This window comes from Streptomyces sp. NPDC001508 (genome assembly GCF_040298665.1).
Lineage (GTDB): Bacteria > Actinomycetota > Actinomycetes > Streptomycetales > Streptomycetaceae > Streptomyces.
Window position 1 is genome coordinate 1 of sequence record NZ_JBEPAP010000089.1, and the last position, 23,850, is coordinate 23,850.

The window sequence follows — 23,850 nt, forward strand, 5'->3', positions numbered from 1 at the left end:
GTCACGGTGGAGTCGAAGTAGTACTCGCCCCGCTCGTTGGTGACCGCCGTACCGATCTTCTTGCCGGCCGCGTCGTACAGGTTCACCGTGGCACCCACCACCGGCTGCTCACCGGGGTCCTGGATGCCGTCCTGGTCGGTGTCCTTCCAGACCCGGTTGCCGATCTGCAACGGCGCCTCGTCGCACAGCACTTCAAGGTCCGCGATACCCCGGGACTTGCCGAAGGCGTCGTTCAGGAACAGGCCGTCGGTGTTGGCGGCAGTGCCGGAGAAGCGGTCGGCCCACCGAACACCGCTGCCCGTCTTGGGGATGGGGTCCATCGCGGTGAAGGGCACGGTCGTCTCCACCTTGGACAGGGCCACACCACCCGAACTGATCTCGTGATGGGCGCCCATGTTGTCGCCGGGGTAGAACTCCTTGACCTTCGGGTCCTGTCCGGAGTTCTCGGAGGTGGCGTTGTTCGTGCAGCCGCCGTTGCCATCCAGGACGAACATGTGGTTGCCGCCACGGCAGGCCCGGTTGATGTCACCGCCTTGGAACGCGGTCGTTGCCGGCCAGGTGGCGGAGGTGCTGGGCAGTGCCCAGCCGGCGCGGTCGGAGAAGCGGTCGGCGAAGCCGACGACCATGTCACCGTTGCTCTCGAAGCCGATGTCGGAAAGTTCCGGCTCCGGGTTCTGGATGTAGGCGTTGGTGCAGGTCTTGCCGTCCTGGGTCAGCGGCCGGACATCGGTCCACGGGTACCAGCCCTCGCCGTTGCACACGTCCTCAGGCAGGCCGGCACCGGTGAGACCACCGCGCGGGAAGTTCAGGGGCTGGTCCATGACCGTGCCGGTGAACTGGCCCGTGACCGGGTCGAAGACCTGCACGACGGCCCGCATGTCGGCCTTGCTGCGGGTCGACTGCGCCGAGCAGACCCCGCCGACGTACACCTTGCCCTCGTAGACGCCCAGGCCGTAGGGGCGCCAGTCGCCGGGTGCGGCACAGCCCGGGTCCTTGATGGGGTAGGACGCCTTCGGCGCGGCGGCCGTGGGCTGGGTGGCGTCGTAGCGGTAGAGCCTGCGGTCGTGCAGGTTGACGACGTACAGGTCCTTGCCGTCCGCGCTGACGTCCAGGTCGCCCAGCGACTCCTTGCCCACCACCGGGCCGAACGCCTCGTCCATCCGAACGTCCGGGTTGTGTGGGGTGGCGCCGGGGCTGGGGACCTTGGTGAACAGCGAGGTCCGCTTGGTGGCCGGGTCGGTACGGTAGATCGCGCCCGGACCGCCGGGACCGTATTTGGTGCCCCGTTTGGCATACGCGGCGGAGAAGAGCTGCTTGGTCACCCGGTTGTAGCCGATGCCCCAGACCGTGCCCGTCTGCCCGTTGTTCGCCAGGTCCGTGACAAGACCGGGATTCTCCATGGCGTCGCCGCGCGCGTTGTACGGGAAGGACGTCAGCGTACGGTTGCTGTCCGGCGCCGGATTCGCCGGCGGAATGGTCGGGTTCTGGCAGGCCGTCACCAGGGTGGCGTTCTTCTGGCAGTAGTCCTCCGGGGACCAGAACGAGGTGGTGATCTCCGCGTTCTTGCCGCCGGACAGGTCCACGAACTCCACGTCGGACGACAGCACCGTCGGATCGATCAGATTGCTCCGCGGCGACGCGAACCCGGGGAAGAGCACACCCTCGTCGGGGTTCTTCACCTCGATCCGGTACTTGCCGCCGCCCAGGCTGTTGCCCGGGGTCAGCTTCACCGTGCCGTCCGCCTGTGTGGTCCCGGTGACCGACCGCCCCTCGTCATCGGTCAGCACCACCGTGACCCCGGACATACCCGGCTCGAGGGCCTGGTCCCACTTGCCGTTCGCGTTCACCTCACGCACGACCCGGACGGTCGCGTCACCGTCCCCGGAGTCCGCCGCCGCCGGGGAGATCGCCGAGACCACCCCCGTCGCCGCGAGCGACGCCGATAACGCGGCCGACAAGGCCAAGGACATACCGCCGGACCATCGCCGGCGCTGCCGCTGATCCACTATCGATTCCTTCCTCCGTCAATGGACATGCATCCGAAGCGAGCCTTCTCGCTCATCTGAAGATCTCCACGGCCGGCTTATGTGACGAACAGATGAGCCGGACGAGCGAGTGGTGGGACGGGGAGACGCCTTCTTCCGTCGGTCACCTCGTTGACCCGGTGGGCCGGCCCACCGCCGCAGGCGCACGCTGTGGCAGCTCGTAGCATGGTGGTCCCGGAGCCGGAAGGGACCACGATGCACGCTGGGAACGATCACACTGCGGCCCTTGACCAGGCGACGAGGGACTTCCTGGCTGCACGCCCCCAGCTCTTCGGTATCGCGTACCGGATTCTCGGCAGCTCGGTGGAGGCTGAGGACATCGTCCAGGAGACATGGCTGCGGTGGCACCACGCGGACCGCACGAACGTCCTGGAGCCGACGGCCTTCCTGACCACGGTCACCGCGAGGCTGGCCATCAACCTCGCCCGGTCCGCCAGGGTGCGGCGGGAGTCGTACATCGGGCCGTGGCTTCCCGAACCCGTGGACACCACCGTGGACCCGCAGATGGGCGCCGAACGGGCCGAGGCCCTGGAACTGGCGGTTCTCTTCCTCATGGAGAAGCTGAACCCGGTGGAACGCACGGCCTACGTCCTCAGAGAGGCCTTCGACTACCCCTACCACCGGATCGCGGACATCCTGGAGACCAGTGCCGCCAATGCCCGCCAGTTGGTGAGCCGTGCCCGCAGGCGTCTCGCCGCCGAGCGCAGGAAGCGGGTGAGCCCTGCCGAGCACCGACGGCTGCTGGAGGTGTTCCTCGCCGCGGCGCAGACGGGCGATCTGTCGGTACTGGAGGACCTTCTCGCCGAGGACGTCGTCAGCTACTCCGACGGCGGCGGGGTGCGCGGCGCATCGAGGATCCCGGTCGTCGGGCGGCTGCGCGTGGCCAAGTACCTCGCGGCCTTCGCACCCCGCTTCTGGCCCGAGGCGGACATCCAGTGGGTCGAGGCCAACGGGCGGTCGTCCGTTCTTGTCTCGGCCGGCCAGAACGCCGTGGCGCTGCTGTGCATCGATGCGTCCGCCGAAGGCATCGACCGGATCATGTGGGTGATGAACCCGTCCAAGCTGTTGCCGTACGTGGCCTCCCTGAGCGGCTGATCGTCGTCGGCCGGTGATCTCCTCAACCCTGGAGACCCTGATGCCGCCTCCGTGACGGTCAGAGTCTGTGTCTGGCCGGCTTCGGGGTCCCCGTCTCAGGGGCGGCAGCCGAGGCGACCTCCCCGCATGCGTCGAGATACAGGACTGATACGACGAGACACGGTCTCGGCGTGCACATGCCGCTACAGTGTTGGCCTCGTGATGAAGCGCTGGAAAGGCCACGTCGTACGTCATCCGCTTTGGGGTGCCCTGGAGTTGACCGTCGCCTGGCATGCCGTGCTGTTGCTGACGGCCAAGGTCGTGCTGCCGCCGCTGGCCCCCGCCTGGTTTCCCGAACTCGGGGCGACCGTGGTCAACATGGTCTGCTGTGCGGGCGTGGTGTTCGTCGTATGGCGGTGGGGGTGGCTGCGCGGGTCCGGAACGGCCACATGGGGCCGGGTGCGCAGATGGTGGCTGGCGGCACCTCTGCTGGCCATCGCCTGTTCTTACGCCGTTGCCGGGCTCAGCGGCGGCACGACCGTTGTCGTCGGCGGGCTCTTCTCCCTGCTGTGGGTCGGTGTCAACGAGGAGATCTACAGTCGCGGTCTGGTACAGCAGACGTTGACTCCGCTCGGCCCGGCCCGCGCGGCCCTGTGGGTCGGGCTCCTCTTCGGCTGCGGACACCTCCAGAACCACCTCTTCTTCGACGCCCCGTTGGACAGCACCCTCTGGCAGATGCTGTCCGCCGGGCTGTTCGGCTTCACCTGCGCTGCGCTGCGTTACGCGATCGGTTCCGTCTGGCCGATGGTCGTCGTCCATGGGCTGGACGACTTCTTCCAGATCCGCTCTCCCGGGGCGGCCCCGGACTGGTGGCAGGTGAGCGTGTACGTCTTCCACGCCCTGTACGGCGTCTGGCTGTTGCGCCGGTACGGGGTCGGCGATGCGGCAGGGGCCGGGCGTTCCGCGGCGGCCTCCGGGTCTGCCGGGGCCCAGGCCCCGACAGACCCGCGGTAACGCGCAGAAGCGGCGCCGGAGACTGTTCACCGCGCGGGGCTGCCGATGGGGTGCCCGGTCCGGGAAGGCAGGGCGGCCGGGCGGGCTGACGCCTTTGCGCAGGGCCGGCCTCGACCGGCTGGGGCACGAACGGCTGACGGGGGTTTCGGCGCCTGCTCAGCGGTGCCGGTGCCGGCGGTGGTAGACGTCGCTCCACGTGGGCGCGGCGTTGTCGACCGAGCGGGCGTTGAACGAGACCCGGTCCATCTCCGCCTGGAGTCGTGCATCGCGTTCGATCAGCAGACCGTCGGCCGTCTGAGTGCGACTGCTGTTCCTGCGGAGCAGGACGACGACCAGGAGCACGACGAGTGCGCCGAGCACCCCGAACAACACGAGTACCGAGGTCATCCCGTGCTCCCCCCTCTACGTCTCTCTCCGGGAGCGTGGTCGCGGAGTGCGTCGGCGCCGGGCATGCCGACCTGCGGCGCCATTCTGGCACCGCGTCCCTGGTCATGTCATCGCCGCAGCCCGGCAGTCGCGACGCGTTCATCGTGCCGGTGAACGGGCGTCCGCCCTGCTCCCGCCGTACCGGCCCTCGGGGCCGCGGACCGGAGCGGACGCCGTGCTGTTCAGCGCGGCGCTGTGTCCTGCGCTTCCGCGACGGACTGCGCTTCCGCGGCGGACTGCGCTTTTGCGGCGGACCCGTCACGGGGAGCCGCCACGGCCTCCGCCGGGTTCTCGCTGAAACTCATCACCGGAGGCTTCCGGCTGAACATACGGGTCAGGAACAGCAGATACAGCAACCCGGCCAGCATCCAGCAGAGCCCCACCTCGAAGGTGATGCCCTCCAGGCTGGTCCACAGCCACAGGGTCAGGGCGAAACCGATGACCGGGAGCAGTCCGTAGGACAGCAGATCGCGGCCGCTCCGGCGGCCCTTGTCGACCAGGTAGTGCTTGACCACGCTCAGGTTGACCACCGAGAAGGCGATCAGCGCGCCGAAGTTGACCATCACCACGGCGTTGTCGAGGCTGATGAACAGCGCGACCAGGGAGACCGCGGACACCAGGGCGGTCGCCACCGCCGGCGTTCGAAAGCGCGGGTGGAGCCGGCCGAACACCCGTCTCGGGAGCACCCCGTCGCGTCCCATCGAGTAGAGGATCCGGGACACACTGGCCTGCGTGGCCACCCCGGAGCCGAAGGCGCCCGCAACATAGACGGCGACGAAGAACGAGGTGAAGGCGGAGCCGCCGAGCGTTCGCATGATGTCCAGGCCAGCGCTGTCGGGGTCGCTGAAGGTGGAGCCCGGGTGCACCAGCGCGCCCATCCAGGACACCACGATGAACAGCACGCCGCCGAGGACGGTGGTCAGCACGATGGCGCGGGGGATGGTGCGCCGCGGGTCCTTGGCCTCCTCCGACATGGTGGAGACCGCGTCGAAGCCGAGGAAGCTCAGCGCGAGGATCGCGGCCCCGGAGAACGCCGCCGAGGTCCCCGAGCTGCCCGGCAGGAACGAGGCGAACGGCGCGGAGGCACCGTGGTCGAGCGTGCGGTGGACGGACAGGGCGACGAAGATCACCACGAGCACCCCCGCCAGGCCCACCACCAGGGTGCTGAGCCGGCTGATGAGGTGCACGCCGAGCACATTGACGAGCAGCGAGAGCAGCAGTGCGGCGAGCACGAACACCTGCGCGGGCACCGACGGGAACTGGCTGTGCAGATAGATGCCGATCAGCAGGAAGTTGATCATCGGCAGGAAGAGGTAGTCCAGCATCAGGGTCCAGCCGACCATGAAGCCGACATGCCCGCCGAAGGACTGCTGGGTGTAGGTGTACGCCGACCCGGCGGCCGGGAACGCCCGCACCATCCGCCCGTAGCTGAGGGCCGTGAAGAGCATCACCACCAACGCGATCACATAGGCGGCCGGCAGATGTCCGTCGGTCACGCCGGTGACCGCCCCGTAGGTGGTGAACACGGCCACCGGGGCGAGATAGGTGAGACCGAACAGGGTGAGTCCGGGCAGTCCGAGGACCCGTTTGAGCCCGGGTTCCGCGGGGATGTCTGTCGCCGTCATGAACTGTTCCTTCCGCAAAGAGAGAATGACGGGTTGCCGGGCGATCCGGCAACGGGCGGTGGCGGGGCGTGCGGCGGCGCCCCGCCGTGTGGTCACCCGTGAGCGTCGTGGGTGCGCTCGCCGGCCAGCCAGGTGCCGCGCACGGTGATGCGGGGCACGTCGTGCGGGTCGCAGTCGCGGGGGTCCCGGTCGAGCCAGACCAGGTCGGCGACGCGTCCCGGGGCCAGGACACCGCGGTCGTCGGCCATCGCCTGGTGGGCGACGCCGGCCGTGTAACAGGACATCGCGGTTTCGATGTCGATCCGTTCCTGCGGCAGCCAGCCGCCCTCGGGACGGCGCTGCGGCGTCTGCCGGGTCACCGCGACCGGCAGGCCGGCCAGCGGCCGGTGGTCGGTGACCGGCCAGTCGCTGCCGAAGGAGACCCGGGCGCCGCCGCGCAGCAGCGATCCCAGCGGGTACTGCCGCCGGGATCGTGCCTCGCCCAGGCGGGGCATGGTGAGGTCGGTCATCACCTGGTCGGTGCGCAGCCACAGCGGCTCGATATTGGCGATCACGCCCAGTTCGGCGAAGCGGGGCAGGTCCTCGGGGTCGACCATCTGCACATGGGCGATCACCGGGCGGCGGTCCCGGGGGCCGCGCACCTCGGTGAGGTGGGCGACGGCGTCCAGGGCGGTACGGATGCCGGCGTCGCCGATCGCGTGCAGATGCGGCTGCAGTCCCAGCCGGTCGATCTCCAGCAGTGCCTCGCGCAGCTCGGCGGCGGTCCACAGCGGCATGCCCCGGGTGCAGGGGTCGTCGGCGTACGGTTCGAGCAGCGCCGCGGTGCGGTTCTCGATGATGCCGTCGACGAAGAACTTGACGGTGCGCAGGGTCAGTCGGTCAAGGCCCGCCGCCTCGATCCGGTCCCGGTCGGCCGCGAACTCGGCCAGCTGCTCGCGCCAGCGCGACGGGTCGGCGCGCAGGGCGAGGTTCACCCGCGTGGCCAGTACGCCCTGCCCGGCCGCCGCCAGATAGGCGTCGACGGCCTCGTGCTCCACCCAGGCGTCCTGGATCCAGGTGACCCCGGCCGCGGCGTAGGTGCGGGTGGCGAGGGCGAGGGCCCGTACCCGTTCCTCCGGGGTCCACGCGGGTGCCGCGCCGAGGACCGCGTCGACGGCGTCCCACTCGACCATGGTGCCCATCAGGCTGCCGTCAGGACGGCGGGGGAAACGCCCCCGCTCGCTGTCCCGCACGGAGTCGTCGAGTCCGGCCCGGCGCATGGCCTCGGTGTTGCACCACAGTGTGTGGTAGTCCCAGGCGCGCAGGGCGACCGGGCGGTCGGGTACGGCGGCGTCCAGCCAGCGGGCGTCGAAGAGGCCGTCGGGGGCGAGCGTGGCGTCATAGCTGCCGCCGAGGATCCACTCGGCCTCCGGGTGCTCCGCGGCGTACCGGCCGACCTCCGCGACCAGCTCGTCGACGCTGGTACACGGCCTGATCCGCGGGCCAAGCGCCTCGAACCCGCCCTGGTCGGGGTGGCAGTGGCCGTCTCCGAAGGCGGGCATGAGCAGGCCACCGCCGAGGTCCAGCAACTCGTCGGCGGCGTCGGCCAGCGCCTCGGCGGCGGCGCCGACGGCGGCGACCCGGCCGTCCCGCACGGCCAGCGCGGTCGGTGGCTGCCCGGCGTCGGACGGCGTGGGCAGACCGGTCCACACGGTGGCGTGCCGGAAGACGGTGAGGGGCATACGCACTCCTAAAGCGAAAGCCATTCGTTTTAGTGGACGCAGGTTAGACTCACGCGACGACGCTTGGGAAGAGGGGCGGAACAACGGATGAGCGCCGGGACGCGCAGGACGGGACGGCCGAGCACACCCGTACTCGATCGCGAGGTGATCGTGCGCGGCGCGCTCGATCTCATCGACGAGGTGGGCGCCAAGGGGTTCTCCGTCGCCCTGCTGGCCCGGCGGCTGAGGGTGCGGCCCTCGTCGCTGTACAACCATGTCAGGGGCAGGGACGACATCCTGGCCGGAGTGCGCGAGCTGGTGTCCGACCCGATCGACGCGGGCGTCTTTGACACCCTTCCCTGGGACGAGGCCCTGGTCAGCTGGGCCAGGCTCTACCGGGCGGCCTTCGCGGCGCATCCGCAGACCATCTCGTTGCTGGCCACCGTCCCGGTGTCGGGTGCGCACCGCACCCTGCGGATGTACGAGTCGGTGGTGGCCGGGCTGGAGCGCGGCGGATGGCCGACCGCGTCGGTCATCCCCGTCATGGTCGGCGTGGAGTCGTTCGTCCTGGGTTCGGCGCTGGACCTGGTGGCACCGGCGGCGATGTTCGATCCGGGGCCGGACTCACCCCAGGTGCCCAGGTTCACCGCCGCGGTACACGCCCGCGACGAGGTCTCGGCCGCGCAGCGACGGCCCGCCGCCGACCTGGCCTTCGAGGTCTCCCTCGGGGCACTGGTCGACGGCCTGCGCACCCGCCTGACCACGGAACTCGCCACGAAGAGCACGCCGGCCGACGCCACGTCGGGCTGACGGCACACCGCCGCGTGCGAAGGGGCGCCACCGCGGCGCGCGGAGGTGCGCAACCGCCGAGGGCACACCCGTGGCCTCAAGTACGCGGTGAACGGCCGCCCGGGCCTCGGGCCCCGGTCCCGTTGGCCGCTCGCCGCTCCGGGAGCGGCGGCTCATGTCTGCCGCTGCGGCGCATACTCGGCCTCCTCAAGTCCGAAGGTCCAGGCGACGCCTTCCCTGGCGGTCCGGGTGCGTGGCGGCACCCGCAGCCAGTAGGTGCGGTGGGTGCCGTCGGGCTCCGGGGTGGAGTTGACCACCTCGACCATCACCAGGGGCTCGTCACCCTCCAGTTCGATCCGCCAGAGCACTCCTGCCTCGTCCCGTTGCAGGGGTTCGGCGCCGGACTCCTCCAGATAGCGGTCGTAGCCGTAGTACTCGAGCATCACGCGGCGCAGTTCGGCGTTCTCCTCCTCGCGGATGCGCCGCGGGGTCAGCCCGGCGAGTTCGCCGAGGAACGCGGCCGGGACCGGCATGCCGCGCCAGGCACCGCGGCTGCTGCGGCAGCCGGTCGGTGCCCGGCGGCACGGCGGCCTCCGCGACGGGCACGATCAGGACGTCCCCCTGCCGGTACATAGGTGTCTCCCTTCCCCGTCGGCGCCTCGCCGATCGATGTCCACGACGCTACGCCGGGGGTCTGACAACGCCCCTCGGACCGGCCGCCGCAGGGCCGTTGCCGGCGATGTCAGTGCCGCTTGGTACAACTCTTCACGATCACTGCTTCGCGTCCGGGTCCCAGGAGGCCAACGCTCATGTCCTGTGTCGAGCATCTGAAGGAACTGCACGGTCTGCCGGCCTTCGACTTCCCCGGTCCCGCGGAGCGAGGGGAGTTGCCGGCGGCGGGCGCCGTGGCCTGGCGGCTGGCCCTCGATCCCTACGACGACTCCGAGGACGAGGACTTCGGCGGACTGTGGGACCGCTTCCTCGAAACCGTGGATCCCGCGGGTGTCCGCGCGATCGTCGTGGGCCCGTGGGGCGAGGTGTACGACAACGACTCCGGTGGCGTCGTGCGGTCTCTGGCGGACGCCCGTGACCGACTGACCGCGCTGCGGGCCGTGTTCATCGGCGACCTCGAGATGGAGGAGGCGGAGATCTCCTGGATCGAGCAGTGCGATGTCACACCGGTCCTCGACGCCTATCCGCTGCTGGAGGAGTTCGGAATCCGCGGCGGCACCGGACTGCGCTTCCCCGCGGTCGGTCACCAGCGGCTGCGTACGCTGCGTTTCCAGGCCGGCGGCCTGCCCGGCGAGGTCGTGCGCGGTGTCGCCGCCGCCGAACTCCCCGCGCTGGAACACCTCGACATGTGGCTCGGCGTGGAGGAGTACAGCGGCGACGCGACGGTGGCCGACCTCGCGCCGATCCTCGCCGGGGGACGCTTCCCGGCGCTGCGCCATCTCGGTCTCCAGGACAGCGAGTTGCAGGACGAGATCGCGGCGGCCGTCGCCTCGGCGCCGGTCGTGGCGCAACTGGAGTCGCTGAGCCTGTCCATGGGCACGCTCACCGACACCGGTGCCGAAGCCCTGCTGCGCGGCCAGCCGCTGACCCATCTCAGACGGCTGGACCTGCGCCATCACTTCCTGAGCGAGTCCATGGCCGAACGGATCGGTGCGGCCTTCGCATCCGCCGGGACCGAGGTGGACCTGTCGGATCCTCAGACGCCGCACCGGTGGCGGGACGAGGAGTGGCGTTATGTCGCCGTCTCCGAGTAACCCGGCGCCCGGCACGCAACTTGGCGTCCCGGCGCCCGGCGCTGGACGGGGCGACTTCGCGCCCAGCGCGGGACTTGGTGCCCCCGCGCGCGGTGCGGGTCCGCGCGCCGGGGCACCCGGTCCCGGTCTGCGCGGTGCGGCGCCCGCTGCCGGCCTGCGGTTCGCCGTCGTCGGCAATCCCGAGAACCGGCGCACGGCCATGTTCGCCGATGCCGTCGGCTCGGCCGGCCACGCGGCACCTCGCGTGCTCGCCTGGCGGGACGTGCTGCGCGGGCGGTACGCCTTCACGCCGGGCGAGTTCGTGCGGATCGACTCCCCCGGTGAGAACACCGAGGTCGACCGGCTGCTGCGGGGCACCGACGATCCGGCCCGGGTCGAGGGAACGGCCCTGTGGTACCGCCGTTTCACCGCCGCGGTCCGGGAGCTGACCGGCGTGGCGCACCGCGCGGGCGCGGTGACGTCCGCCGACCCGGAGGATGTCGCGGTCATGTTCGACAAGCGGCGCTGCCACGCCCGGCTCGCCGCCGCCGGCGTCCCCGTGCCCCCGGCCCTGACGGGCCCGATCGGCGGCTGGGACGGGCTCAGGGAGCAGCTGAAGGCCGCCCGGATCTCACGGGCGTTCGTGAAGCCGGTACACGGCTCGTCGGCCTCCGGTGTCGTGGCCCTGTCGATGGCGGGTCCCGGCCGGATCAAGGCGACGACATCCGTGGAGACCACTGCCGACGGCCGCCTGTACAACTCGCTCCGGATACGCCACTACACCTCGGAGACAGAGGTCGCCGCCCTCGTCGACGCCCTGGCGCCGGACGGGGTGCACGTCGAACGGTGGCTGCCCAAGGCGGCGCAGGGCGGCCGGGCCGCCGATCTGCGGGTGGTGGTGGTCGCGGGGCGCGCCACACATGCCGTGGTGCGCACCAGCCGGCACCCCATGACGAACCTGCACCTCGGCGGCGCCCGCGGCGATCTTCCGGCGGCACGCGCGGCGATCCGCGCCGCGGGCGGCCGCTTCACGGACGTACTGGAGGTGGCCGAGCGGGCGGCCGCGTGTTTCCCGGGCACCTTGTGCGTCGGCGTCGACGTCCTGCCGGCCACCGGGTGGCGCCGCTTCACGGTCGGTGAGGTGAACGCCTTCGGGGATCTGCTGCCCCGGCTGACCGGACTGCCCGGCACCGGCGCCGAGGGCCTGGACACCTACGCCGCGCAGGTCGCCGCGGCATCGGCCGCCGTACGGCGGGCGGAACACGAGGAGCAGCACCATGACACCACCGCTTGACATGAGGGAGGTCGTGGGCAGCCACGACATCCTGCTGGTCACGCTCGACACCCTCCGCCACGACGTGGCACAGGAGTTGGCCGCGGCCGGTCGCATCCCGAACCTGGCGAGGCATCTGCCCGGCGGTGCCTGGGAGCGCCGGCACGCACCCGGCAGCTTCACCTACGCCTCTCACCAGGCGATGTTCGCGGGTTTCCTGCCGACACCGGCCGCGCCGGGTCCGCATCCACGGCTGTTCGCCGCCCGTTTCGCGGGCAGTGAGACCACGGCGAGCGGCACGTTCGTCTACGACACACCCGACCTGGTCTCGGGTCTGGCCGCCGTGGGCTACCGCACGGTCTGCATCGGCGGTGTGGGCTTCTTCAACAAGCAGGGGCCGCTCGGCTCGGTCCTGCCCGGGATGTTCCAGGAGAGTTACTGGGAGCCGGAGTTCGGGGTGACATCCCCCACGTCGTTCGAGGCGCAGGTGGCCTGTGCCGAGAAGGTCGTCGCCGGGCTTTTGCCCGAGCAGCGGCTGTTCCTCTTCGTGAACGTGTCGGCCCTGCACCAGCCGAACTGGTTCCACCTCGACGGGGCCACCCGCGAGACGGGCGACACCCGGGCCAGCCACGCCGCGGCGCTCGAGTACGTGGACCGGCACATGGGGCGGCTGCTGGCGGCCGCCGGCCGCCGCCCGTGCTTCGCCATCGTCTGCTCCGACCACGGCACCGCGTACGGCGAGGACGGCTACAGCGGCCACCGCATCGGCCATGAGGTCGTCTGGACCGTTCCCTATGCCCACTTCTTCGTCGACGAGGCCCGATGACCATCACCGAAGCGGCGCCCGCGCCCGCCGTCCGCCCGTACCAGCAGTACGTGTACGCCTATCCGCACAAGACCGCGTACCGGCCGCTGCCCCGGGAGCGGGCGTCCTTGCGCGAGCTGTGGGCGGACCAGCCGAAGGACGCCCTGTCCCTCTATTTCCACATTCCCTTCTGTGAAGTGCGCTGCGGCTTCTGCAATCTGTTCACCCGGATCGGGGCGCCGGACGGCCTGGCCGCCGCCTACCTGGACGCGCTGGAGCGTCAGGCCGCCGCGGTGCGCGAGGCGCTGGGCGGCGCGGCACGGTTCGCCAACGCGGCCTTCGGCGGCGGCACTCCGACCTTTTTGGAGGCGGCAGAGCTGGAGCGGCTGTGCGATCTGGCCGAGCGGGGCCTGGGCGCCGATCTGGCCGCCGTCCCGTTGTCGGTGGAGGCCTCGCCCGCGACGGCGACCGCCGACCGGCTGGCCGTGCTGGCCGCCCGCGGCGCCACGCGGCTGAGCCTGGGCGTGCAGAGCTTCGTCGACGCCGAGGCGCGCACGGCCGTACGCCCGCAGCGCCGTGCGGATGTGGAAGCGGCTCTCGCCCGGATCCGCGACGCCGGCATCCCGGTCCTCAACATCGACCTGATCTACGGCATCGACGGCCAGACCGAGGCGTCCTGGCGCCACTCCCTGGAAGCCGCCCTCGCCTGGCAGCCGGAGGAGCTGTACCTGTATCCCCTCTATGTGCGCCCGCTCACCGGTCTCAGCCGGCAACGCGGCGGGCCGCTCGGCGAGGCGGCGTGGGACGAACAGCGGCTGCGGCTGTACCGGCACGGCCGTGACCATCTGCTCGGGCGCGGCTACGAACAGGTGTCGATGCGCATGTTCCGCCGTACGGGCGCCCTAACGACCGGCGGGGAGGACTATGCGTGCCAGACCGACGGCATGGTCGGACTCGGCTGCGGCGCCCGCTCCTACACGTCCGCGCTGCACTATTCCTTCGACTACGCGGTGGACACGCACCGCATACGCGGGATCGTCGACGACTATGTCTCCCGCTCGGCCGACGACTTCCGGCACGCCGACCACGGCTGGGAGATGACCGCGGACGAGGCCCGGCGCCGCCATCTGCTGCAGTCACTGCTGCAGGCCGAGGGCATGTCCGTGGCCGACTACCGGGCCCGTTTCGGCAGCGTGCCGGGCGACGACTTCGCCGCCGAGCTGGACCGGTTCAGCGACCGGGGCTGGCTGGACGACTCGGCCGGTCCGCGGCTGCTGCGGCTTTCCCAGGAGGGACTGGCCCACTCCGACGCGCTGGGTCCCGAGTTGTTCTCCGCCGCCGTACGCGAGCGCATGGCCGCCTATGAACCGAAGTGACGGAGCCCGTATGGACCTGACCATCCTCTACCGTGGCCCGCTGGCGTCGTGCGACTACGACTGCCCGTACTGCCCGTTCGCCAAGCGCCGGGACACCCGCGCCCAACTGGCCGCCGACCGGGCCGCGCTGGAGCGCTTCGCCGCCTGGGCGGCGGCGCGCCAGGACGACCGGCTCTCCCTGCTGTTCACGCCGTGGGGCGAGGGCCTGGTGCGCTCCTGGTACCGGCGTACGCTCGTGGAACTGAGCCGGCTGCCGCATGTCCGCCGGGTGGCGATACAGACCAATCTCAGCTGCCGTACGGACTGGCTGGCCGACGCCGACCTGGACACCCTCGCCCTGTGGTGCACCTTCCACCCCGGGCAGACACCGTACGACCGTTTCCTCGCCAAGTGTGAGGACCTGGCAGGCCGCGGGGTCCGTCACAGTGTCGGCGTCGTCGGCCTCCCCGAGCACCTGGAGCAGGCGCGCCGGCTGCGCGCCGATCTGCCCGCCCAGGTGTATCTGTGGGTCAACGCCGCCGAGGGACACACCTACACCGATGCCGAGGCCGGCCGGTGGACCGCCCTCGACCCGCTCTTCCCTTACAGCCGCCACCCGCACCGCAGCGCGGGGCTGCCCTGCCGTACGGGAGAGTCCGTCATATCGGTGGACGGCGACGGCACGGTGCGGCGCTGCCACTTCGTCCGCGCCGAGCTGGGCAACCTGTACGACGGCTCCTACCGGCGGGCACTGCGCCCCCGGGTGTGCCCGCTGGCCGTCTGCGACTGCCATATCGGCTACGTCCACTTGGAGACCCTGCCCCTGTACGACGTCTTCGCCGGCGGTGTCCTGGAGCGGATTCCCGCACAGCCGCGCCACAAGACCGGCGACGGCCGATGATGCGGCCGCTCCCGCTCCCGCCCAGCACGAGGCTCGGGTCGGATGCTCGCCGTCCAGCAGACGCCGGCGATGCCCTCGTCCGTCCGGACAACAGCGGGTGAAGCGCAGCGATCAGGCCCACCACTCCTTTCTCGGTCACCAACGGCGAAGTGGCTGTGCGTGATGCTCAGGGCTGCCGTCGGCCGGCTCGGGCCTGAAGCAGGCCCGCAGCATCGGCGGTTTCAGCCGGGGTGGCTTGAAGTGTTCGTAGGTGTTCAACGCGTTCACGCGGCAGGCGTGCTCTGCCCCTGGCCTGCGCTCGGCCGACAGACCTATTCATTTCAATAGGAATCGACCGCCGGGTATGGAGGTTGCCGTGGCACACGACGTGGATCATCTGATGAAGGCGACGACACCGGACACCGCTGCACACGTGCACGCGAATCGATTGGTGACGGCTGTGGCGGCAGGGGAGGCCGGCGCAGCCGAGGTGGCAAGGGTGGTGGTGGGCGAATATCACGCGCATACCGCAGAGGTGGCAGCCTTTGCCACACTGGCCGCCCGCCATCCGCAGCGTCCCGTGGCCGGTTATTTCCTGGATCTGGCGCGGCTGGTGCTGGACTGCGAGCCCCCTCTGCTGGCCTGTGCGCATGCGCTGGGCAGGAGCGAGGACGAGATACGCGGTGAGCGTCCGCCGACCGGGATGCGGGCCTTCGGTTCACTGATGGGCCGGCTGGCGACGCAGGCGGGACCGGCCACGGCGGCCTGCGCGATCCGTGCGGACCTGTTGCTGTGGTGCGGCGTCTGCTCCGCACTGACCGATGCCCTCAGGGCGTTGGACCCCCGGCTGCCCGAGCCGGTGACGGACTACTTCGAGTTGTTCCGGAATGCGCCGGACCGCTTCGTCGACGGCGCTCGCGAGGTGGCCGCCTTCGGCCTGGCTCACGGGGAGTCACCGGCCACGGTCGAGTATGCGTGCGCCCAGGTCGAACCCGTACTGGCCGGTTTCTGGTCCGCGGCCCTGGAGCCGACCGCCCTCGGATCCCGGTGATTGTCGCAGTACCCCACACCTCCGGCTGGTCTCGCTGTCATCTGCCGGCCAGCGAACCGACCGTCCCGGGACCCCGCGGCATCGGCCGCGCGCCCGGCCGCGACGTAGCGGCGTCGTGATCCCGATGGGGTCGGCGTGCCGTTCCCGAGGTTCACGTGTCCCTCTGCTTCAGCAGCACTGTCCCTACGAGCAAGCGGAGCATGCCCATGACGCCCATATCGGATACCCAGAAGTTCTCGCCGCAGGATCACCACGCCCAGGTGCGCAGATGGAACGGCACCGTCACCGCCTATCCACGCGAGGCGAGCGTGTCAGATCTGTTCATCAGGCAGGCCAAGGCACACCCGGGGGCGGTCGCGGTCTGTCAGGGCCGTGAACGAGTGACCTACGGCGAACTGGAGGAGCGAGTGGGCCGGCTGGCCGACCACCTGGTCGCCAGTGGCGTCAAGCCGGGCGATGTGGTGGGGGTGCTGCTGGAGCGCTCGGTGGCGTGTGTGGCGGCCGTGCTCGCGGTGATGCGGGCCGGTGGCGCCTACCTGCCGTTGGACCCCCACTACCCGCGGCAGCACCTGCTGCAACTGCTGAAGGACGCGCAGGTCGGCGTGGTGGTCACCGGCGCCGGTCACCAGGAACTGGTCCGTGAACATGCCCGGGTCGCGGACGTCCACGCGGTGTCGGACCGTACCGGGGCGTCGGACAAGATTCAGGTCGGCCCGGACGATCCCGCCTACGTGATCTTCACGTCCGGGTCGACAGGCGTGCCCAAGGGGGTTGTCGTACCCCACCGCGGCCCGGTACGGCTGGTGTGCCAGGGTGATGAGCGGCTGCGGCTGACGCCCCGGGATGTGCTGCTGGCCACGACCAGCCCCACCTTTGACGTGTCCTGCTTCGAGTGGTTCGCGGCCCTGCTCAACGGGGCCCGGCTCGTGCTGGCCGAGGTGGACACTCTGCTGGCCGCCGACGCCCTGGAAGACGTGCTCGGCAGCGAGCGTGTGAGTGTCATGTGGCTGAGCGCGGGCCTGTTCCACCAGATGGCCAAGGTACGTCCAAAGATGTTCGCCCGTTTGCGGTGCCTGATCGCGGGCGGGGATGCCCTTTCGCCTGAGGCGGTGCGTCGGGTGCTGGCCCACGGCCGGCCCGGGGTGCTGGTCAACGGCTACGGCCCGACCGAGAATTCCTCACTGTCGACGGTGCACGCGATGACCGAGCTGGGCGCCGACGCGGAGACGGTGCCGATCGGCACTCCGGTGGCCAACTCCACGGCGTACGTGGTGCGCGCGGACGGCACCCTGGCCGCTCCGGGAGAGACCGGCGAGTTGTGGGTCGGCGGCGACGGGGTGGCGCTGGGCTACCTGGGGGACGAGGAACTCACCGCGGAACGCTTCGTGCCCGACCGTCTGGGACCCGATGCCTCCGGCCGGTTGTACAAGACGGGGGATCTGGCCCGCTGGCGCCCGGATGGGGTGCTGGAGTTCCTGGGCCGCCGTGACCGGCAGGTCAAAGTGCGCGGCTACCGCATCGAACTGGACGAGATCGAGGTCCACCTCAGCGCCCATGAGTCGGTGCGCGAGGCAGCGGTGATCGCACCGCGCGGTGGCGACCACGACCGGCTGGTGGCCTGGGTGACCCCGCAACCGGGCGCGAACAGTGCCGAACTGAGCTGGCGGCTAAGGGAGTTCCTGCGCGACCGACTGCCCGTGTTCATGGTGCCCAATCCGATTCTGGTGCGTGACCGGCTGCCGCTCACGCGTTCCGGAAAGATCGACCGTGACCGGCTCGCCCAGGATGCCGACCGGCACGGCACGGCAGCCTCGACCGGGACACAGCCGGCCTCGACCCCGGTGGAAGTGGCTGTCGCCGAGCTGTGGGCGGAGATTCTGGGGATCACCGAGGGCATCGGGCGCGACACGGACTTCTTCGCCCTGGGCGGTCACTCGTTGCAGGCCACGAGGCTGGCCGCCCGGTGCCGGGCTCGCTTCGAGCTGGCCCCGGAACACAGCCGTTACCTGATCCGTGCCCTGCTGGCAGGCCCCACCGTGCGGACCTTCGCCGCCCGCATCGAGGAGCTGACCACAGCCGCCGCCCAGGACACGGACGAGCAGGCCGTGGACTTCGAAGCCGTCTCCCGCCTCGATGCACGCCTGTCGTTCCCGACCGCCACCGAACTGCCGCCGCGGGGGCGGCGTGTGGTACTCAGCGGCGCCACCGGTTTCCTCGGCACCTACCTTCTGGATGCCCTTGTGCGCGACCGGACCGCCGCACAGGTGTACTGCCTGGTACGTGCCCACGACGAAGCGGAGGGCAGGCAGCGGCTGGCGGCCCGGATGCGCCGCTACGGACTCGACTTCCAAGCCGTCAGCAAGCACGTCACCGTCGTACCCGCCGACCTGGCAGCCCCGCGGTTCGGCCTCGATCCGGCCACGTTCCAGGCGCTGGGCGAGGGCAGTGACACCATCCTGCACGGCGGATCACGCGTGAACTTCGCCTACCCGTACGCTGCGCTGCAGGCCATCAATGTGGGTGGCACCCGTACCATGCTCGACCTCGCGCGTATCGGCCCCGCCAAGGCATTCCACTACGTCTCCAGCATCGCCGTCATCGCCGGGTTCGGCATCGCCGGTGTGCGGCACGTCGATGAAGACACCCCGCTGCGCTTCGCCGAACGCATCTCACTGGGCTACCCGGAGACCAAGTGGGTCGCCGAACGCCTCGTCGCCCAGGCCGCACAGCAAGGTCTCGCCGTCGCCGTCCACCGCCCCTACGAGATCACCGGGACCCGCCGGGGCGGCGTCTGGAACACCGACACCATGATGTGCGCACTGTTCCGCAGCATCGCCGAGACCGGCCTGGCCCCCGACATCGAACTCCCCCTCGACTTCGTGCCCGTCGACTACACGGCCCAGGCCATCGCCTACATCCTCGCCCACCGGCCGGCCCGCGGACACGTGCACCACATCACCAACCCCCACGACGGCCGGCTGCGTCTGCTGACCGAGCGGCTCCGCGCCCGCGGCTATCCGGTGCGCACGGTGCCTTACGACGAGTGGGTCGCCTTCATGGCCGACCTCACCGCCGCCGACCCCAGCCAGCCGATGGCACCGTTCATGCCGATGTTCATCGAACCGGCACGCCAATCCGAGATCTCGGTCAAGGAGATGTACTTCGCGGGCACCTTCCCCACCTTCGGCCGGACCAACTTCGAAGCAGGCATCGACGGATCCGGCCTGTCCTGCCCGCCCGTGGACGCCACGATGCTCGACTCCTACGTCGACTACTTCATCGACTCCGGCTTCCTCCAGCCCCCCGTCCCCGCCGGCCCGTCCATTCCTGCCTGAGCGAAGGAAAAACACCTCCCCATGCGTATCGCGATCATCGGGGCAGGCATCGCCGGACTGACGGCGGCCTGGCTCCTGGACGAAGACCATGACATCACCGTGTACGAGGCCACCGACCGGCCGGGCGGCAACATCCGCACCATCCCCGTCCCCACCGCCGGACACGGCACCCTCGACACCGACCTGGGCGCCCAGTTCCTCTCGCCGACCGCCTACCCGGACCACACCGCCCTGTGCCGCGCCCTGGGCATCACAGCCCACGACACCACCGCGGTGCCGCTGACCACCACGCTGCTGCGCGCCGGGCAGGACGAGCCGTTGCTGGTCACTCCGCATGCTCCCGGGGACGCGGAAGCCGGGCGCAAGCCGCTCACGGGGCCGGCCTGGGAGGCCCTGGGCACCTTCCTGGCCGAGGCCGCCCGTCTCGAAGCCGAGAACGGGCCACAGACCATCACCGTCGCCGACCTCGCCGCCCCCCTCGGCCTCCCTGACGACCTGTACCGGCACGCCGTCCTGGCCTGGTGTGCCTCCTTCATCGGCTGCACCCTCGTTCAGGCTGCCCGGATGCCCGCCCGCGCGGCCGCGGCCTGGGGCACCCGCACGCCACCCGAGCAGGCGGAGGCCGCGCCGATCTGGCACACCCTCACCGCAGGACTCGGCGCCCTGGTGCACCGTCTCACCGCCGCACTGCGGGCCCCCATCCGCTACAGCACACCCGCCCGGCACATCTCCTTCAGCGGTGACCGGCCCGTCGTGCACAGCGCGGACGGGCAGGCGATCGGCTACGACAGTGTGGTCCTGGCCCTGCCCGCTCCCCATGCGGCCCGGCTCCTGCACCAGTGCCCACAGCTCACCGGTGCCGCAGCCCAGCTCTCCGAATTCAGCTATGTCCCCACCACGGTGGTCCTCCACCGCGATCCCGGGCACATGCCCGCCGACCGTGCCCACTGGTCCAGCTCGAACACCACCAGTGACGGCCACTGGGCGGAGACAACAAGCTGGCTCGGCCCGCTCGTGGGCACCGATCTCTTCAAGAGCTGGATCACCCACCGTCCCCCGCCGGACGAGATCATCGCCACGGGCCACTTCCGGCAGCTCCTGCCCACCGTGCCCGGCCGCCGGGCCGCCACCCGGCTCACCGCCTGCCAAGGGCACTACAACGTCCACTACGCCGGCAGCTACCTGTACGACGCCGACAGCCAGCAAGGAGCCGTCCGCTCCGCCATCGATGCGGTTCGCGCCCTCGCCCCCCACAGCCACCGGCTCCAGGCACTCACCACGCCGTGACCGCCGGCCGCTGTCCCCTCCGCGCCTGTCCGGCGGCCCGGCGACGGTGCCCCTCCCGCCGGGCAGGCCGCACCCTGGCGATGAACACGCGACGGTTCACCAAGCCTGCGTGACGCCGTACGGGCCGCGCTCGCCCGGGCCGCGGCACCGCCCGCACGGCGCCGGACCCGACCGGCCGAGGACGGGGACCGGCTGCCGGCCCTGGCGCGGACGACGGGACGCCCGGGTCCGTCGGCCGGCGGAAGCGGACGGCAGCCGGGCTCGAACCGGCGACCGTCCATGCCGAAGGCTGCCGGGGCACGATCCCGAACGTAGATTCGGACATATGGAGGAGGTGCCGGAGCGCATCGATCCCGCGACGGACCGGGTGACCGCCGCGATCCTGCTCGGCTGTGCACCGCACGAGGTCGGGTACTGCCCGCGCTGTCTGGGACTCACCCACCGCTACGGCCGGAACGCGCGGGTCCTGTGCCCCGCCTGCGCCGTCATGTCCGGCGGGCACCGGCCGGCCGGCGACGCGGTGCGGCGGCACGACTGACCGGTGCGCGGCGTCCCGCGGCCCGTGCGCGGTACACCACGTACGGTGCGGGTACCGGGCGGGTGGCCGACCGACCGCGAGAACTCCGTGCCGGCCGTGTCCCCTCACCATTCCCGTGTGGCGATCAGTTTCTCCACGTCCGCGTCGGGAAATCCGTAGGCCGACGCGATGAACCAGAAGTCCTCGGCGATCTCCTCCCGCGCCACCGTCTCGATCTCGCTTCCCGCCGCCTCGAACTCCGCCTCCAGCAGGTTGAATTCCTCCGTGGCGGCCTGGGTGAGCACATACAGGGCCGCCACGTCCGCGGGCTGCTCGGCCTCGATCCGTTCACACAGCCGCAGCAGGATCGCCCTGCCCCTGTCGACGACCTGGTCGGGAAAGTAGGCGTCCGCGTACAGCTGCCGCAAAAACGCGCGCCCTGCCACCTGCTGGTTCGTGATCGACACGTGCCGTCCCATCCTCTTCGACAACCGACGTGCCGATCATGCATCACCGCACTGACAAGGCGTTTCAGTTCTGCCGCCGGGGCGTCATGACGCGGAGGTCCACCACGGTGGCGGCGAACGCCACAGGGCCGGGCAGCAGCGGTGTCAGCAGGGGCATGGACCAGGTGAGAAGCGCGGCCAGGAGTACGGCGCTGCCCAGCAGGAGCGTGCCGCGCGGATCGGCGGCCGAGCGGAGCAGTGCCTCGCGTGCGGACGGCCGGTGCGGGGCCGGGAGCGCGGTGGCGCGCAGTCCCACGGTCGCACAGCCCAGGGTGAGCAGCGCCAGCGCGGGCGCCATGGCGGGGGCTCCGGGCAGTGCGCCGCGCACCAGCGCGGAATCGACGAGCAGGACCACGGCGAGCAGCGGTACGGCAAGACCGGCGGCCAGCGAGCCCGCGGACAGATGTGCTCGCAGATGGCCGGCGTACGCGCCGATCCGGATCTGTGTGCCGGTGCCGACGCTCTCCCTGAGGGTTGCCGAAGCCGCGCAGAAGGCGGCCGGGACCGTGACGACCGGGAGACAGGCGAGGCTGGTGAGCAGGCCCACCAGCAGCATGTCGGCGAACAGGGCGAAGCCCGGACTGAAGATCTCTCCCGTCTCCCGGCGGTCACGGGGCGGTGCGGGTGCGCGGCTCATGGTGGTTCAGCCCTTCAGTCCGGTGGTGGCCATGCCCTGCACCAGATAGCGCTGGAAGACGAAGAAGAACAGCACGATCGGCAGCACGGAGATCACCGACATCGCGAACATGGGGCCGTAGGCGGAGGTGCTGGACTGGTCGACGAAGCTGCGCAGGGCGAGGGTGATGGTGAACTTCTCCGGCGCGAACAGGTAGATCATCTGGGTGAAGAAGTCGTTCCACGTCCAGATGAAGGTGAAGACGGCCGTCGTGATCAGCGCGGGCCGGCTCAGCGGCAGTGTGATCGACCAGTAGGTGCGGAAGGCGCCGCAGCCGTCGAGGCGGGCGGACTCCTCCAGTTCGCGTGGCAGTCCGCGCATGAACTGGACGATGAGGAAGACGAAGAACGCCTCGGTGGCGAGGAACTTGGGCAGGATCAGCGGCCAGTAGGTGTCCACCATGCCGAGCCGGTTGAAGATGATGTACTGCGGGATCAGCACGACGTGGTGCGGCAGCATCAGCGTCGCGACCATGAAGGCGAACATCGCTTTGCGCAGGCGGAAGCGCAGCCGGGCGAAGGCGTAGGCGGCCAGGGAACAGGACAGGACGTTGCCGACGACGGCGCCCGCCGCGATCAGCAGGGTGTTGGACAGGAGGCGGGTGACGGAGATACCCGACACGCCGTCCAGGGCGGTCGTGTAGTTGGACCACTCCAGGTGGCTGGGCCATAGATCGAGGCTGGTCACCACCTCGCTGGCCGGCTTCAGCGAGGTCGCGAGCAGCCAGGCCAGCGGGTACAGCAGAACGAGCAGGCACACCGCCGCGACGGTGTGCGGCAGCCATCGCTTCGTGGCGATGTTCATCGCGTCTCCTCGTCCGCGTAGAAGACCCAGGACCGGGAGGTCCGGAACAGGATCAGGGTGATGACGCCGATGGCGATCAGCAGCAGCCAGGCCATGGCCGCCGCGTAGCCCATGTGCGAGGCGGTGAATCCGCGCTCGTACAGGTACAGCGTGTAGAACATGGTCGAGTCGGCGGGTCCGCCGTCGCCGCCGCTGATGGCGAAGGCCGGGGTGAACACCTGGAAGGAGTTGATGATCTCCAGTACCAGATTGAAGAAGACGACCGGGGACAGCATCGGCACGGTGATGGAGACGAACTGCCGCCGGCGGCCGGCGCCGTCGAGGGCGGCCGCCTCGTAGAGATCGGGCGGGACCTGCTGCAGTCCCGCCAGGAAGATCACCATGGGCGCCCCGAACTGCCACACCGTCAGCAGGGCGACGGCGTACACCGCGAGGCTGGGGTTGCCGACCCAGCTGCCGGTGTGGATGCCGAACGTGCCCAGGACGTCGGGGACGGAACCGCCGTCGTTGAACAGCGCCCGCCACACCAGCGCGACGGACATGCCGGCCCCGAGCAGGGACGGCGCGTAGAACGCGGAGCGCCCCGCGGCCTGTGTGGCCAGCTTCTGCAGGTAGGAGCCGAACTCGCCGTTCGACGTACGGACGGTGACACCCGGGTGTTCCTTCTCGAAGAGCCGTACGGCCCGCTCGGTGCGGGCGGCGCGGTCGTTGTTGCCCCACCAGGAGAACGTGAGGGTGATTCCTTCGGATGTGGTGCCGACGCTTGCGGTGGAGCACGCGGTGAGCGCGGCCGTCAGGGCGGTGCTGAGGCCGACGGCCGCCGCGGTCAGCACGGCCCGGCGGCGCGGGAGCCGGTGCCGGCCGCTTCGGGGCTCGGACATGGTGGCCCTCCAGGGCGGGTGCAGGAGAGGGGTTCGAGGAACGGGCCGGCACACCGGCGGCC

General features: G+C 70.7%; 20 protein-coding genes and 1 pseudogene. 12 read left to right on the top strand and 9 right to left on the bottom strand.

The genetic code is table 11. The annotated features are described in order from the left end of the window. The coding region (locus tag ABT245_RS42205; protein WP_351745349.1) for an SdrD B-like domain-containing protein at positions 1–1,970 on the bottom strand (1,970 nt) is incomplete at its 3' end. A gap of 270 nt (positions 1,971–2,240) precedes the next feature. On the opposite strand from ABT245_RS42205, the gene ABT245_RS42210 reads away from it, so the two are divergent. Both ABT245_RS42210 and ABT245_RS42215 read left to right on the top strand, forming a co-directional pair. Beyond that, positions 2,241–3,140, top strand: coding sequence for an RNA polymerase sigma-70 factor (locus ABT245_RS42210; RefSeq protein WP_351745351.1), 900 nt, complete (start codon positions 2,241–2,243; stop codon positions 3,138–3,140). A gap of 201 nt (positions 3,141–3,341) precedes the next feature. Next, positions 3,342–4,133, top strand: a complete 792-nt coding sequence (locus tag ABT245_RS42215; RefSeq protein WP_351745354.1) for a CPBP family intramembrane glutamic endopeptidase — start codon at positions 3,342–3,344, stop codon at positions 4,131–4,133. A 156-nt stretch (positions 4,134–4,289) separates the two neighbouring features. Here ABT245_RS42215 and ABT245_RS42220 read toward each other — a convergent pair whose 3' ends face one another. From ABT245_RS42220 to ABT245_RS42230, 3 genes are all read right to left on the bottom strand, one after another. Beyond that, a complete protein-coding gene (locus ABT245_RS42220; protein WP_351745357.1) occupies positions 4,290–4,520 on the bottom strand; it encodes a hypothetical protein in 231 nt (76 codons plus the stop codon). A gap of 221 nt (positions 4,521–4,741) precedes the next feature. Further along, complete coding sequence (locus tag ABT245_RS42225; protein ID WP_351745359.1) at positions 4,742–6,184, bottom strand: APC family permease; 1,443 nt, start codon at positions 6,182–6,184, stop codon at positions 4,742–4,744. Between the two features lie 92 nt (positions 6,185–6,276). Beyond that, entirely contained in the window at positions 6,277–7,905 is a 1,629-nt protein-coding gene (locus tag ABT245_RS42230; protein WP_351745362.1) for an amidohydrolase, read from the bottom strand. A gap of 87 nt (positions 7,906–7,992) precedes the next feature. Between ABT245_RS42230 and ABT245_RS42235 the strand changes: the two genes are divergently transcribed. Beyond that, a complete protein-coding gene (locus ABT245_RS42235; RefSeq protein ID WP_351745364.1) occupies positions 7,993–8,694 on the top strand; it encodes a TetR/AcrR family transcriptional regulator in 702 nt (233 codons plus the stop codon). 152 nt (positions 8,695–8,846) lie between these two features. Here the strand turns inward: ABT245_RS42235 and ABT245_RS42240 are convergent. Continuing rightward, positions 8,847–9,218, bottom strand: a pseudogene (locus ABT245_RS42240) (DUF6745 domain-containing protein); the annotation flags it as partial. Between the two features lie 264 nt (positions 9,219–9,482). On the opposite strand from ABT245_RS42240, the gene ABT245_RS42245 reads away from it, so the two are divergent. The 9 genes from ABT245_RS42245 (at position 9,483) to ABT245_RS42285 (ending at position 20,942) form a co-directional block, all read left to right on the top strand. After that, positions 9,483–10,439, top strand: a complete 957-nt coding sequence (locus tag ABT245_RS42245) for an STM4015 family protein (RefSeq protein ID WP_351745367.1) — start codon at positions 9,483–9,485, stop codon at positions 10,437–10,439. Then, positions 10,420–11,712 (top strand): STM4014 family protein, encoded by a 1,293-nt coding sequence (locus ABT245_RS42250; protein WP_351745370.1) that lies wholly within the window; start codon positions 10,420–10,422, stop codon positions 11,710–11,712. Before ABT245_RS42245 ends, ABT245_RS42250 begins: the two co-directional genes overlap by 20 nt. A 1-nt stretch (position 11,713) precedes the next feature. Further along, on the top strand, positions 11,714–12,517 hold the full coding sequence (locus ABT245_RS42255; RefSeq protein ID WP_351745416.1) for an STM4013/SEN3800 family hydrolase: 804 nt from the start codon (positions 11,714–11,716) through the stop codon (positions 12,515–12,517). Beyond that, entirely contained in the window at positions 12,514–13,872 is a 1,359-nt protein-coding gene (locus ABT245_RS42260) for an STM4012 family radical SAM protein (protein WP_351745372.1), read from the top strand. Before ABT245_RS42255 ends, ABT245_RS42260 begins: the two co-directional genes overlap by 4 nt. 10 nt (positions 13,873–13,882) lie before the next feature. Beyond that, positions 13,883–14,752 carry an STM4011 family radical SAM protein gene (locus tag ABT245_RS42265; RefSeq protein WP_351745374.1) on the top strand — a complete coding sequence of 290 codons (870 nt, stop codon included), beginning with the start codon at positions 13,883–13,885 and terminating at the stop codon, positions 14,750–14,752. 250 nt (positions 14,753–15,002) lie between these two features. Then, a complete protein-coding gene (locus tag ABT245_RS42270) occupies positions 15,003–15,782 on the top strand; it encodes a hypothetical protein (RefSeq protein WP_351745377.1) in 780 nt (259 codons plus the stop codon). Between the two features lie 206 nt (positions 15,783–15,988). Continuing rightward, positions 15,989–19,117 carry a non-ribosomal peptide synthetase gene (locus tag ABT245_RS42275; protein ID WP_351745379.1) on the top strand — a complete coding sequence of 1,043 codons (3,129 nt, stop codon included), beginning with the start codon at positions 15,989–15,991 and terminating at the stop codon, positions 19,115–19,117. A gap of 21 nt (positions 19,118–19,138) precedes the next feature. Beyond that, positions 19,139–20,404: an FAD-dependent oxidoreductase gene (locus tag ABT245_RS42280; protein ID WP_351745382.1), complete on the top strand. Its 1,266-nt coding sequence runs from the start codon at positions 19,139–19,141 to the stop codon at positions 20,402–20,404. 325 nt (positions 20,405–20,729) lie between these two features. Next, on the top strand, positions 20,730–20,942 hold the full coding sequence (locus tag ABT245_RS42285; RefSeq protein WP_351745385.1) for a hypothetical protein: 213 nt from the start codon (positions 20,730–20,732) through the stop codon (positions 20,940–20,942). A 104-nt stretch (positions 20,943–21,046) separates the two neighbouring features. Here ABT245_RS42285 and ABT245_RS42290 read toward each other — a convergent pair whose 3' ends face one another. The 4 genes from ABT245_RS42290 to ABT245_RS42305 form a co-directional block, all read right to left on the bottom strand. Beyond that, complete coding sequence (locus ABT245_RS42290; RefSeq protein ID WP_351745387.1) at positions 21,047–21,388, bottom strand: DUF5713 family protein; 342 nt, start codon at positions 21,386–21,388, stop codon at positions 21,047–21,049. Positions 21,389–21,452: 64 nt separating this feature from the next. Beyond that, complete coding sequence (locus tag ABT245_RS42295; protein WP_351745390.1) at positions 21,453–22,064, bottom strand: hypothetical protein; 612 nt, start codon at positions 22,062–22,064, stop codon at positions 21,453–21,455. Between the two features lie 6 nt (positions 22,065–22,070). Further along, a complete protein-coding gene (locus ABT245_RS42300) occupies positions 22,071–22,907 on the bottom strand; it encodes a carbohydrate ABC transporter permease (RefSeq protein ID WP_351745392.1) in 837 nt (278 codons plus the stop codon). Next, positions 22,904–23,788 (bottom strand): ABC transporter permease subunit, encoded by an 885-nt coding sequence (locus tag ABT245_RS42305; protein WP_351745394.1) that lies wholly within the window; start codon positions 23,786–23,788, stop codon positions 22,904–22,906. The genes ABT245_RS42300 and ABT245_RS42305 overlap by 4 nt, the downstream gene beginning before the upstream one ends. Between the last annotated feature and the right edge of the window lie 62 nt (positions 23,789–23,850).